We start from the raw sequence: 12,993 nt of genomic DNA on the forward strand, positions 1-12,993 counted from the left end.
GACGGCGTGCGGGACGGGCGCCGCTACGGGAAGGGGTGGGGCGCGGGGTGGAGCCCGGCGGCGCCCAGGGCCGCGCGCATCCGGGGCATGTGGCGGGCCCGCTGCCGGGACCAGCCGAAGTCGATGGGCAGGAGGCCCGGCACCAGGACCTTGACGGTGTGCAGACCGAGCGCGCGCTGCTCCGGCAGGGTCTGGTCGACCACGACCACGTCGAAGCCGGCGGCCGTCACCGCGCCCACGGCACGCAGCAGGTCCTCGCGCAGGTCCGTGGAGAAGGCGGCGCCCTCGGCGTCCGGCCACGCGAGGTCGGCGACCGCGAGGAGCGGCCGGCGGTCCCGCTGCCGCAACAGGAAGTCGGCGTGCCGCCCCATCTCCGGGACGCCGTAGACCAGCGGGTGGTCGTGGAGCGTCGTGACCCGGTCGAAGTCGGCGGCCATCGCCCGCAGCCGGGCCTCGTCGCGCCGGGTCCGCCCGACGAGGTTGACGGAGTCGGTGGCGATCTCGCAGAGGGCCGAGTCCAGCGCCGACTCGGGGTCGAGTCCCGCGCCCGCGCCGAAGCACATGCGGCCCACGCCCCCGTCGAACCGCTCGGCGCACGCGGTGACCACCGGGACCGGGAGGTCGGCCCGGGTGTCGAAGAAGCGCGCCCGGTAGCCGTACATCGCCAGCCGGTCGACCATGTGCCGGGTGCTCGCCCGGGTGCTGGTCGACGGATCGATCTCGCGCAGCGGCACCTGTGCGTACCAGGCGCGCAGGAACGCGTCCCGCTCGACGACCTCCATCAGGCCGAAGTAGACGGCCTCCTCCGTACTGCCGCCGGACGCGCACCCGTTGGAGCTCTCCTGCACGAACCGGTTCTCCAGGCCCGGCGCGTGGTAGTACGCCAGGATCTCCGGCACCGCCCGCGGCGCCGCGTCGCGCAGCGACCACCCCCACACCCAGGGGATCTTCCGGTCCGGGGCGAAGGGCCGCACCCGGGGGTTGTCGCGGTGGAACGCGGCCGCGTACAGCCCGGTCTCGCGCGGGTCCACGGCCACCGGTCCGAGGGCGTCGAGCGACGCCCGGAGGTGGGCCCGCCGGGTCCGGGCGCGCATCCCCGCGTAGCGTTCGAGGCCTTCGAGCACCCCGATGCGCTGGCTCACCGCGTAGCTGTCGGCGTGGCCGCCCCAGAACGTCTCGCTCAGGTACTCCCCGGAGCGGGACGAGAAGCAGCCGACGGTGGCCGAGGTGGTGGTGGAGGCGACGTCGCAGACGACGGACGGGCCGATCGCGCCCCAGTGGGGGTTGGCGAACGCGTCCACGGGCAGCCGGTGGTCCTCGATCCGGCGGACCCGGAAGGCCCCCGGCCGGTACGTGGGCGCCGGACGCAGCGTCAGCGCCGCGTTCTCGGCGGTGTCCTCCTCGGGCGTCCCGCAGGAGGGGCACTCGGGGTCGGGCACGAGCGGATGGCTCCGCACGGTCAGGCTGTCGAGGTCGACCAACTGGACACGGGGGTACGGTCCTGGCGCGGGCCGCTGCTCCGCGAGCCCCGCGATCAGGGCTGCGACGGCGGCGGCGGCGAAGGGGACGCCGTACGGCCAGTCGCCCGCGGACCGGGTCTCCGAGCCGAGTTCGAGTCCCTCGCGCAGGGGCACGGACCGCACTCCCTGCCAGCGGCGCCGGAGACAGGTCGCGCAGCCGGCGCGGTCCGTGCGGGCGGTTCCCCCGGGTGCCGCGGGCCACGGGCCGACGATGACCTGACGCCCGTAGAGGTGCACGGGGAGCGGGTGGGCGGCGGCGGAGTTGCGGAGGGGCCCCTGGTCGTCGGGGGTGTCCCGGTACGTGTTCCGGTACGCGTCCCGTACGCCGAGCGGGGCGACCGTCAGATCCGGCACGGGCCCGTCCGGAACGGGGCCGATCTCGTCGAGCGCCGCGCGCAGGGCGACGGCGAACCGGGACGACGATCCGGCGCGGGCTCCCGTACCGGGGACGCCGGAGGAACCCGAGCCGTCGGAGGCGCCGGAGGCGCCGGAGGCGACAGAGGGGCCGGAGGTGTCGGCGTGCGGCGGGCCTGCGGTCCGGCCCTGCGGCGGTGCCACGGTCTCAGCTCGCATCGGCGGCCGCCCGGGTGAGCAGGACACGCACGGTGTGGATGCCCGCCGTCGGCAGGTCGGTGGCGTGGGTGGGGACGACGAAGGCGTCCCGACCCGTGGCGGCGAGGCGTTCCAGGACGTGCGGCCAGTCCACGGGATCGCCCGGCGCCCGCGCGGACCCGTCGCCGGTGACCGGCACGAGGGCCACGGCCAGGTCCCGCAGCAGCGGGTCGCCCGGGTCCGTGTCCCGCCCCTCCGCGGCCAGCTGGACTTCCCCCAGGAGGTCCCGTACCGCGTCGACGGCGGCCGCGGCCAGGTCCAGGGCGGCGCCGACGGCCCAGCGGCCGGGGTCCGGTTCACCGGTCGCCGTCCTCGCCAGGACGACCGAGGCGCCGGAGCGGTCCCGCTCGCCGAGGTCGAGCAGCTCGACCGTGAGGCCGAGCAGCGCGGCCGACCGGAGGAGGAACGTCGTCTCCGGGTCCGTGCCGAAGACCTCGGGCGCGATCCGGGTGGTGTCACCGGAGCCCGTCACGGCCCGGCGCAGGGCGTCGTGGGCGAGGGCCGAGAGCAGTCCCGCGGCCGCCGCCTCCGGGAGGTCCGACCCGGCTCCGGCTCCCGCCCTGGTCGGTTCGAAGCGGCGGTCGGCGTTGTCCGGGCCGAAGGGGCGCACGGCGCCGACGGGCACCCGTACGAGCTCCTTGGTGAGCAGCGAGGCGGCCGGGGTCCAGCGTGTCGCACCGCCCGAGCCGCCCGTGCCCGACGCGAGGGTCAGGGTGTCGGGGGCGACCGGCGGAAGGGCGTCCAGCGGCTCCGTGGAGACCGGGGCGGGAACCACGTGCTCGGCGTAGACCACCGCCGCCGCGTCGAGCGCCCGCAGCCGGGCACCGGCCGTGTGGTGCACGTCGAAGGCGGTGATCGTACGGGTGCCCCGCGCGCCCAGGCCGAGGACCACCGAGCCCACCTTGAGGGGCGTCTGCGTCAGCGGCTCGTCGGCGTACGCGGTGAAGACCCCCGTGAAGGGCCGGACGAGCGACGAGCGCCGCTCCAGCTCGGCGAGCGGTCCCTGGGCGGCGTCGTCGTCGGGGGCGGTCGCGACCGTCGGCAGGAACGCGGGACGCGCCGGTGCCGACGTCACGTCGACCGGCTCGGGCAGGCCCGCGGCGGACGAGCAGAACGGACAGTGCGGGTGGGCGAGCAGCGGCTCCGACGCGACATCGAGGCTGGCCATGGACTGGACGAGCACCCGCTCCCGGGTCTCGGCCGGCAGGGCCCCGGTGACCAGCCGGAACACCTCGTACCCGAGCAGGTTCCCGAGCATCGCCGCGAGCGGCCCGGTCGGCAGGGCGCCCGGCGTGCCGGTGCCGAGGGCGAGACCGCTCCACAGCTCGGCGGCATCCGAGGCGGCGGAACCGCCGGCCGCGCCGAGCCGCAGCGCGGCGCAGGACCAGCAGGAAGCCGAGTCCGCCGTCGTCGCGGGGCCGACGACGGCCGAGCCGCCGAACGTCCAGGCGGGCAGCAGCGTACGGCCCCGCGGCACACCCTCCCGCAGCAGCGGCAGCACCAGACCCGGCACGTCGGACCCGGCGGCGGCCACCACCACGTCGTACCCCTCGTACGGCGACCAGGCCTTCCCGCCGTCGGCCGCGCCCCGCCCCGGCAGCAGGGGCAGTTCGACGGGACAGCCCTCGGCGGCGAGGGCTGCGGCCTCCGTGCGGACGGCCGCGAACTCCTCCGGCGTCACACCGGCGGTCCCCTCGGCGAGGGAGCGTTCGACGCCGACGGCGGCGCAGCCGTTCCGGACGAGGGAGAGCACGCACCAGCGGGCCACCGGACCGTCGCCGAGGACCGCGACCCGGGTCTCCCGGAACCGCGCGAAGCGGCCCGCGGCGTCGTCGGCGTAGTGGTCGATGTACGCGATCTGCGGGGCGAAGCGGGCCGCCGCCTCCGGGGAGGGCACGGGCTCGGCGGCCGTCTCCTCCGGCGCCGGCACGGGGCGGGCGAAGCCGCGCCCGTAGAGCGCCTGCACCAGCTCACCCACCATGGCCTTCTGCGTGTCGCCGAACCCCGCGCAGATCTCCTCGACCGCTCGGCTGCCGTCCAGATACGGCATGAGGAGCGTGGCGAAGCGGTAGCCGGACTTGGCGGTGAGCTGGAACCCGCCGTCGGCGTTGTGGAAGATCACGCCGTTGGGGGTCTGGGTGAACAGGACATCGCGACGGACTCGGGGCCGGGTTCCGGCGATCTCCGCGTACGACGTAAGGGTCATGCGTGCGTCACACCTCTCGTTGCGGGGTGGCGAGATGGAGCCCGGGGTGGTGGGCCGACTGCTGTGCGGGGTGCGGGGTGCGGGGCGGGCCAGGTCGGGTTTCGGGTCGGGTCGTGCCGGCTCGGTGCGGCGAACGGGGGAGGAGTGCCCGCCGTCACCTCAGGGCGGCCGGCCTGCTCCCGTCGAGCTGTGGCGACTCCCCGTGCCGGGGCGGGCGCAGCAGTGCGGGGGCGTGGCCTACGGACGAGCCGGGCGCACGACCTGCTGCGGCCGCACGGCGGGCGTGCGCCCGCAGCAGGTCGTGCGTCCAGAAGTCCCCGGGCTGCCCCTCCTCCAGGAGGCCCGCGTCGAGGAGGCGCTCGATGACCTGTTCCGCCGTGTCCTCGGGAAGGCCGAGGAGACCGGCCGCCCCGGAGGCGGTGAGCGGGTGGTGGGGTGACCCGGCAAGGCGCAGATGGGCGTCGGCGAGGGCCGGTGGGAGCCGCTGGAGGGCCTCGTCGAGCCGCTGCGGAACCGACATGCGGGGATCGTCGGCGAGGCTGAGCCGGCCGACGGGGTCGTTCCGGAGCCAGCCCGCGTAGTCGGCGAGGCGCAGCCGGGGCCGGGTGAGCAGCCGGGCCGCGGCGATCCGGAGGGCGAGCGGATGGTGGCCGCAGGCCGCCGCCAGGGTGAGTGCCGCCGTGGGCTCGGCGGCGATCCGCTCCCGGCCGACGACGGCGGTGAGCAGCGCCTGCGACTGCTCCGGGTCGAGGGCGCCGAGCCGGTGCACGGTGCCGCCGTGGGTGGCGACGAGCGCGGCGAGGCCCATCCGGCTGGTGACGATCGCCGCGCCGCAGGCGTACGCGGTCAGCAGCGGGCGGACCTGGTCGGGGTGGACGACGTCGTCGAGGACGAGAAGGGAGCGGCCCCCGCTCAGCCCGGTTCCGCGCCCTGCCGGCAGCGCCCGGCGGAGCTCGTCGGCGGCCTCCTCCGCCGGGCGGGGGCTGCCGTCCGGACGGGTCAGCGGCAGCAGGAGGCAGCCGTCGGGGAAGTGACGGCCCACCAGGTGGGCGACATGCAGCGCGAGGGCGGTCTTGCCGATACCGGGCGCTCCGGAGAGGACGGCGAACGGGGCTCTCTCGGCGTCACCTTCGGGTCTCTCGGCCGTCAACAGATGGACCAAGGAGTCGACTTCGGCCTCTCGGCCGGTGAAGCCGGGGACGGAGGGGAGGGGTGGGGGCGGCGGGGAGGCGAGGGGGGAGGCGATCGGGGTGGCGACGGGGGAGGCGACGGGGGAGGCGATCGAGGTGGCGACGGCCTCCCGGTCCGCGGGAGCCGGGGAGCCCGGAGAGCCCGGAGAGGCCGGAGAAGCCGGAGAAGCCGGCGAGCCCGAGGACCCCAGGGACCCCAGGGAGTCGGGGGACCTCGGGGTGGCCAGGGACCCCGGGGTGTCCTGGGGCCTCGGCGCGCCGGGGATCGCGGTCCGCTCCGAGGGCGCGGCCCGTCGTCGCGTCGGTTCGGCGCGGCCGAGGTCCTCGCCCCGCAGGATCGCCATCTCCAGGCGCTGGAGTTCGGCCCGGGGGTCGACGCCGAGCCGTTCCCGTAGATGGCCCTTGATCCTGCGGTACTCCGCGAGCGCCTCGGTCTGCCGGCCGGTCCGGTACAGAGCCTCGACGAGCTGTTCGGCGAACCGCTCGTGGGCCGGGTATACGCGCGTAACCTCCCAAAGATCAACGAGTGCTTCGCGACATCGGCCGTGCTCCAGCTCGATGTCGCAGACCCGTTCCAGCACCCGCAGCCGTTCCTCCGCGAGGCGGGGCACCTCGTCCCGGTGCAGCAGATCGGAGGGGACGTTGGAGAGCAGGCCCCCCTGCCACAGGGCGAGCGCGCTGCGCAGCGTGTACAGCTCGGAGTCGTTGCCGGACGCGGCCGCCCGTGCGACGAGTCGGCGGAAGTGGAGCAGGTCGAGCGTGTCGGCGTCGGCGTCGATGCGGTAGCCGCCGGCCACCGCGAGGACGGCCTGGTGCTCGATGCCGTACTTGGCGAACAGCCGCCGCAGGCGCAGGACGCAGCTCTGCAGGGCGGTCTTGGCCGTCGTGGGGTGCTCCTCGCCCCAGACGATGTCGCGCAGGCGGTCGGTGGGGACGATCGAACCCGGCCGGAGGAGCAGCGCGGCGAGGAGCGCCGTCGGTTTGGAGGGCGGGAGCATCACGACGTCCCGCCCGTCGGTGACGCTCAGGGGCCCGAGTAACTGGAATCGCACCGTCGTGTCCGCCTTCCTCGTCCGCTGATGCCAGGTGGGGTCCCTAGGGTCGGCCGGAATCCTGCGGCCGGGGGCGGAAGGTCGGGGGCCGGGCGGGTGCAGCGGGCATGGCGAACCACCGGGGAAGGCAGAGGGGGCACGGGGGGAAGTGCGACGCGCTGGGCTGCTGTGGCCGCCGGAGCGGCCCGGGCGGGGCGGGAGCGGGGGCGACCCCGGTCGGCCTCAGGGTCAGGAGGAAGGTACAGCGGCGGTGCCGGGGAGGGGATGGGGCCTGAGTTCTTCCGGACATCTGCCGGTGCGTGGTTGACGGTTCGGTTCGGGGCGTGCAATGAGGCGGGGGTGTGCGGGCCAGCGAGAGTTGTGATGAGGTCATGACACTGCCCGTCCGGTATCCGGACGACCGCCGGGAACGAGCCGCCGCCCCGGGGAGATCGTCGACGGAGCGGGCCCGAGGCCAAGAATGGCCGCTTTCCGACCGTCCGGCATCGGCCCCGGTGGCCGTGAACGGCGGCTGCCCCGGAGGCTTCCGGGCGGGCGTTCCGCCGCACTCCGTCCGGCGGTTCGACCCGCGGCCCGTGACCAGCGTGAACGACACGTCTCGACGAAACGTCCCCCGCGCGAACGGTGGACGAGCCGGGACCGGTCCTTGCCGGAGGCCCCGCGGTGCCGCCGGCGGCGGGGCGCTCCCGGCGACTTCCGGCCAACGCGACGAGAAAGCAACGGAGCGAGAACGCCCCGGAGTGAGACCCCGGCGGAGCGAGAACGCAACGGAGCGACAGCGCGACGGAACGAGAACGCCGCGGAACGTGGACGGCGGCCGACGCCCCGCGACGGCGTGTGACCAGCGTCACGTGCGGCCTCCGTGATGTTTCCGGGCCGACTTCCGCTTGATCATCCGGCGCATCACGCCGCTTCGAAGGGAAAGGGAAGGGCGATCACGCATGGACCGCGAAGACCTGACGCTGTCCGCGGCGGACATGGGGCGGCACGCGGCCGAGTTCGTCGGGCGCGCCACCGCCAGGGCGCGGCTGCCGCTGGACTACACCGCGGCGAGCCTGCGCGTCGTCGACCGGCTCGTCGACGGACTCCGGCAGGGCGGCGCCGGACGACAGGACCTGGCCGGACCCCTGATCGGCATCGGCGCCTACCTCGGCGAGGTGCTGGTGCGCGAGGCGGGCGCGGTCTGGGTCGACATCCCCCCGGAGCACCTGCTCCGTTCCGTCTTCGCCCACCCCGTCGGGTCGCGGATGCCGGACGGCCGGGTGTGGAATCCGCTCGGCCGGACCGTGAACCGCTTCGAGATCGGACCGCAGGAATCCCTCCAGACCTACTTCCTCACCGTGCACGGGAGACGGCCGCCGCGAAGCCGCAGACGGCCGGTCCGGGCGCCGGACGGCCTGGCGGCGGGCACGTGCTGACGCTCTGACAGGATGACTGGCTTCCGGTACACCGACGCGACCGGAGGTTCGCGGACGTACCCGGGGTGAAGAGGAACGTGTGGACGAGGGGACCGGGCGTGCGCCCGCCGCCGCGCGCGATTCCGAGCTCGGCTCGGCCGTCGCGCGGGCACAGGAGGGCGACGAGGAGGCCTTCGCGTACGCGTACCGGACCGTCTCTCCGGGGCTCCTCGGCTACCTGAGGGGCATCGTCGGCGAGGACGCAGAGGACGTGGCCTCCGACGCCTGGCTGGAGATCGCCCGCGACCTCGGCCGGTTCCGCGGCGACGGCGTGGGCTTCCGCGGCTGGACCGCGACCATAGCCCGGCACCGGGCACTCGACCATCTCCGGCGGGCACGGTCCCGTCCCCGGCCGGCCCTGCTCGAACCGGACGTGCTCGAACTGCCCGCCGCCGCCGACACGGCGGGGGAAGCCCTGGAGGCCCTCTCCACGGAGCGGGCCCTCGTCCTCGTGAGGGGCCTGCCGAGGGAGCAGGCCGAAGCCGTGCTGCTCCGGGTCGTCGTCGGCCTCGACGGCCCGACGGCCGCCCGGGTTCTGGGCAAACGCCCCGGTGCGGTACGGTCCGCCGCACACCGGGGACTGAAGCGGCTGGCGCGGGAACTCAGGGGAACAGGGAGGTGAGGGGATGCCCGAGGAGCACCGGTACGAGGGTCTGGAGCGGTCTCTGCGGTCCGCGCTGCGCGGCGGCCGGGAGACGCCGACCCCGGCCACGACGGACGGGGCCGTGACGGGCGGGGCCGTGACGGGTGGAGCCACGACGGACGGGGCCGTGGCGGGCGGGGCCGCCGAGAGCGGGACGACACTCGGTGAAGCGGTCGGCAGGACGGAGGCGAGCGCGCTCACCGCCTTTCGCGCCGCGCGGGACGCGGGCCTGCACGTCCCCGCCCGTACGCGCCGGGCACGCCGTCGCGACGACTGGACTCCCGGCGCCGCGCGGCGACTTCGCCGGCGCTCCCTGAGGACCGCCCTCGTCGCCGCCGTCGCCAGCGTGACGCTGGGCGGAGCGGCTCTCGCCGCCGTGGACCTGCCCAGCCCCTTCGCGGACGAGCCGGCGCCCGTCCCGGCGACCTCCGCTCCCACGCTCGGCGGGACCACCGCCGCCACGGTGGCCGGCACCACGACCCCGCCGGCGGCGGAGACATCCGCACCCCTGCCCCCGAGCCCGGCCACGCGGCCGGCGACGCGCCCGGGCCAGGGAACGGACCGGGAGCACGGGAAGAGGAACGGACCGGACCGCGGGGGCGGGAACGGTCCGGAGAAGGGACAGAGGAAGCGGCCGGGGCACGGGCACGGGCATGAGCACGGCCCCGCGCACGGCCCCGCGCCCGGGCACGAGCACGGCCCCGCGCATGGCCACGCACCTGGGCACGAGCACGGCCACGAGCGTGGACCGGGGAAGGGACCGGGGCCCACGCCGAGCAGGGCCCGGACCGACGCGTCGGCGGATTCCCGGACCGACGCGCCGGCTGACGTCCCGTCCGACGCGCCGCCCCGCGCACCGGCCGGCGCACCGGGGAAGGGGCCGGGGAACGACCCGGGCCGAGCCCAGCCCTGACGTTCCGACGGCCCCTCGCCCGCCCGCCCGCCCCTCGCCCTCGTCGACCGGGTGACGTCCACGCCATTGCCGCAGTTCGCGCCCCTGGGTCGGCGCTCGGCGGGGATACGGTCCGCTGCATGGAAGGTGACCGGGGCGTGGAACGCGAACGTGGTGGGGAACGCGATCGGGGCATGGAGGGCGATGCCGGCTCGGAGGTGAAGCCCGGCGAGCAAGGTGACCCCGATGAGCAGGGTGACGCCGGCGAGCAGGGTGACCGTCGTGGCTGGCTGCGGTGTCTGCTCGCCGGAGCCGTGTTCGTCGTGTGCATGGCCGGCACCACGCTGCCGACCCCGCTCTACCCCCTCTACCAGGAGAAGTTCGGCTTCTCCGAGCTGACGGTGACCGTCGTCTACGCCGTGTACGCCTTCGGCGTCATCGGCGTCCTCCTGCTGGCGGGCAACGCCTCGGACACCGTCGGCAGACGCCCGACCCTGCTCTGCGGCCTGGGGTTCGCGGCGGCGAGCGCCGTGTGCTTCCTGCTCGCCGACGCCCTGGGCTGGCTCTACGCGGGCCGCCTCCTCTCCGGTCTGTCGGCCGGCCTCTTCACCGGGGCGGCGACCGCGTACGTCATGGAGCTTGCCCCGCGCGGCGGCGGGTCGCGGGCGACGCTCGTGGCCACCGCCGCCAACATGGGAGGGCTCGGCTGCGGGCCGCTGCTCGCCGGACTCCTCGCGGAGTACGCCCCCGACCCCCTGGTCCTGCCGTTCGCCGTGCACCTCGGCCTGGTGGCGGTCTCCGTCGGCGTCCTGCTGTGGCTCCCCGAGACCGTACGGGACCGGCGCGGCCCGGCGGCGGTGCGGCCGCAGCGGCCGGCGCTGCCGCCGCAGGTGCGGGCGGTGTTCGTACCGGCGGCGATCGCCTCCTTCGTCGGGTTCGCCCTCTTCGGGGTGTTCACCTCGGTGAGCCCCGCGTTCCTCGCCCGGTACCTGCACGTCGACAACCACGCCGTGAGCGGTCTGATCGTGGCACTCGCCTTCTTCGCCTCCACCGCCGGGCAGCTCGCCGTCGACCGGGTCGGGGTGGCGCGCTCGCTGCCCCTGGGCTGCGTGGTGCTCTTCGGCGGTCTCGTCCTTCTCGGGGCGGCGCTGTACACGGACCTTCTCGCGCTGGTCGTCCTGGCCGCCGTGGTCGGCGGAGTGGGCCAGGGCCTGGCGTTCCGCGCCGCCCTGGCCTCCGTCGCCGCCGCGGCGCCGCCGGACCGGCGGGCGGCCGTGATCTCGACGCTGTTCGTGGTCGCGTACACCGGCATCTCGATCCCGGTGATCGGTGTGGGAGTGCTGGCCGATCCGCTCGGCCTGGAGGGGGCGGGTCTGGTCTTCATCGCCTGCATGCTGGTGCTCGTCGCCTCCGCCGCCGCGTACCTGATCCGGCGACCGGTCCCGGCGAAGGGCCCGTGACCGGCTGAGCCGGCCGGCGGCGAAGACACCCCGCCGGGTCAGACCGCGACGAAGACGTTCCCCGCCGTGTCGCGCAGGACGAAGCCGTTGTCGAGGCGGACCCGGACCCGCACCGGGATCTCCGCCTCCTGGTACGCGATCCACGCCGGTTCCAGGGCGGCGACCTGCTCCTCCAGCTGAGCCCGGCTCCCCGGCGGCATCTGGTGGCCGAAGTCGTCCAGGAGCGACTTGAGGCGCGCGTACTCGCGGACCTCCGTGCTCTCCCGGCGGTCGTCTTCCACCTCTTCGACGGTTCCCTCGGTGCCCGCCGCGAGGGCGAGGAAGCCCACGGCGGCGGCCGGCTCCGCCGGGGTCTCCCCGGCCGGGACGACCTGACCCGTCAGGGCGAGTTCCACCGCCAGCCGCACGCGCCGGCCCACTTTCAGCGTCATCGGTCCTTCGTCTCTCCGCTCGGTCGGGCCACGACCACGTACGTCCGCGGAACGGCCCGGGGTGCCATTCTCCCGGGCGGTCAGCCGTCCTGTCCCGGGGGGCTCGGCACGGGACGGCCGAAGGCCAGGTCGAAGAGCCGCCGCCAGTCCACGCGCGGGGCGGGGGCGACGACGCCGGGGCGGTGGCGCGGCACCACGACCCGCAGGGCGCCCGGGCGGAGCGTGCAGACGACCGGCGTGGTCATGCGCAGGGCCTCCCCGTCGACCGCGACGGGGATCTCCTCCGTACCCGAGTCGCCCCCGCCGGTGTCGTCCGGGCCCGACTCGCCCGTCACGGTCGAGGTGACCTCGACCCGGCGGGCGGTCGTGACCGTGAGTCCGGTGGACTGGGAGCCGCGGACCGCGAGGTCCGCCGCCTCCGCCGCGCCCTCCACCCGGATGCCCAGCACGCCCAGCTCCCCGTCGTCCAGACTGGGCCGGCGGCCGCCGCCGCTCAGGACGTCGGGCGAGGTGTACGCGTTGTTGCTGATCAGGAGGGCCTGCTGGGACGTCAGCGCCGTGTCGTCGATCCGTGCGTCGAGCCGGCGCACCCCTTCGCCGACCAGCAGGTCCGGCATGAGGGTCAGCGCCGTGCCCGCCTTGTCGTCGCGGTACTCGGGGCGCTGCACGACATCGGCGTAGACGCCGAAGGACACGGTGTTGACGAAGGGCCGCCCGCCGACGTCGCCGAGGTCGATCCGGAGCTCCTCGCCGTCCGTGAGCGCGTCGAGACAGCGGGACGGGTCGGAGCGGTCGAGGCCGAGGTCCATCGCGAAGTGGTTGCGGGTGCCGGCCGAGATGACGAGGAACGGCAGGTCGTGCTCGGCGGCGACCGCCGCGACCAGCGCCTGGGTTCCGTCGCCGCCGGCGACGCCGAGCAGGTCGGCGCCGTCGGCCACCGCCTCGCGGGCGAGCGCGGCCACGTCGGCAGGGGCGTCGGGATCGAGGACCGTCACCCGGGCGCCCAGTGCCTCCGCCCGGTCGACCAGGCCGAAGCGGCCGACCTTCCCGCCCCCCGACTTCGGATTCATGATCAGGAACGCGCTCCGGGGCCGGGACGCCGGGTAGGAGCGGGTCTTCCGCCGGGGTCGGGCCCTGCGCAGCGCGGCCCGCGCGCAGGCCAGCGCGAGGGCCCAGCACACGACCAGCAGCAGAGCCGTGCGCCACAGCCCGTCGTGTGCGAAGAGCACCAGGACGCCGACGGGCGCGGCGACCGCGACGAGCGCCCCGAGCAGGCGTACCGCGCCGCGGTGCGCCAGGAACCACCACACGCCCGCGGCGCAGGCGACGAGGCCCAGCAGACCTGCCAGGAGGACCACGAGGCCGCCGTCACCGATCGCGAGGACCAGGACGACCAGTGAACCGACCGCCGCGAGCACGGCGATCCGGGCCAGGAGCCGCGCCGCGGTACCCCCACCGGATCCCGCCGTCCGCGCCCCGCCCCTGCCGTCCTGGCTCATCCCGTGTCCCACCTCTCGGCCCGGTCCGTGC

The 12,993-nt window shown here is 75.7% G+C and carries 9 protein-coding genes; 4 read left to right on the forward strand and 5 right to left on the reverse strand.

The window, feature by feature from the left end; translation table 11 throughout:
- Nucleotides 1-23: 23 nt before the first annotated feature.
- The 3 genes from AMK27_RS10620 to AMK27_RS10630 form a co-directional block, all read right to left on the reverse strand.
- The gene (locus tag AMK27_RS10620; RefSeq protein ID WP_073904981.1) at nt 24-2,093 is read right to left on the reverse strand and encodes a TOMM precursor leader peptide-binding protein; all 2,070 of its coding nucleotides are present in this window, start codon (nt 2,091-2,093) and stop codon (nt 24-26) included.
- On the reverse strand, nt 2,083-4,338 hold the full coding sequence (locus tag AMK27_RS10625) for a TOMM precursor leader peptide-binding protein (RefSeq protein ID WP_073904982.1): 2,256 nt from the start codon (nt 4,336-4,338) through the stop codon (nt 2,083-2,085). The genes AMK27_RS10620 and AMK27_RS10625 overlap by 11 nt, the downstream gene beginning before the upstream one ends.
- A gap of 154 nt (nt 4,339-4,492) precedes the next feature.
- On the reverse strand, nt 4,493-6,580 hold the full coding sequence (locus AMK27_RS10630; protein WP_073904984.1) for a BTAD domain-containing putative transcriptional regulator: 2,088 nt from the start codon (nt 6,578-6,580) through the stop codon (nt 4,493-4,495).
- A gap of 941 nt (nt 6,581-7,521) precedes the next feature.
- Between AMK27_RS10630 and AMK27_RS10635 the strand changes: the two genes are divergently transcribed.
- The 4 genes from AMK27_RS10635 to AMK27_RS10650 all read left to right on the forward strand — a co-directional run bounded on the left by AMK27_RS10635 (nt 7,522) and on the right by AMK27_RS10650 (nt 11,032).
- Nucleotides 7,522-7,998 carry a hypothetical protein gene (locus AMK27_RS10635; RefSeq protein ID WP_073904985.1) on the forward strand — a complete coding sequence of 159 codons (477 nt, stop codon included), beginning with the start codon at nt 7,522-7,524 and terminating at the stop codon, nt 7,996-7,998.
- Between the two features lie 79 nt (nt 7,999-8,077).
- Entirely contained in the window at nt 8,078-8,659 is a 582-nt protein-coding gene (locus AMK27_RS10640) for an RNA polymerase sigma factor (protein ID WP_073904987.1), read from the forward strand.
- 4 nt (nt 8,660-8,663) lie between these two features.
- A complete protein-coding gene (locus AMK27_RS41760; RefSeq protein WP_073904988.1) occupies nt 8,664-9,593 on the forward strand; it encodes a hypothetical protein in 930 nt (309 codons plus the stop codon).
- A 137-nt stretch (nt 9,594-9,730) separates the two neighbouring features.
- Entirely contained in the window at nt 9,731-11,032 is a 1,302-nt protein-coding gene (locus AMK27_RS10650; protein WP_445194846.1) for an MFS transporter, read from the forward strand.
- Between the two features lie 38 nt (nt 11,033-11,070).
- Here AMK27_RS10650 and AMK27_RS10655 read toward each other — a convergent pair whose 3' ends face one another.
- Together AMK27_RS10655 and AMK27_RS10660 are read right to left on the reverse strand one after the other, a co-directional pair.
- Nucleotides 11,071-11,463 (reverse strand): hypothetical protein, encoded by a 393-nt coding sequence (locus tag AMK27_RS10655; RefSeq protein ID WP_073904990.1) that lies wholly within the window; start codon nt 11,461-11,463, stop codon nt 11,071-11,073.
- A gap of 80 nt (nt 11,464-11,543) precedes the next feature.
- A complete protein-coding gene (locus AMK27_RS10660; protein WP_073904991.1) occupies nt 11,544-12,962 on the reverse strand; it encodes a diacylglycerol/lipid kinase family protein in 1,419 nt (472 codons plus the stop codon).
- Nucleotides 12,963-12,993: the final 31 nt, after the last annotated feature.

The organism is Streptomyces sp. CB02009, from assembly GCF_001905825.1.
Taxonomy (GTDB): Bacteria; Actinomycetota; Actinomycetes; order Streptomycetales; family Streptomycetaceae; genus Streptomyces.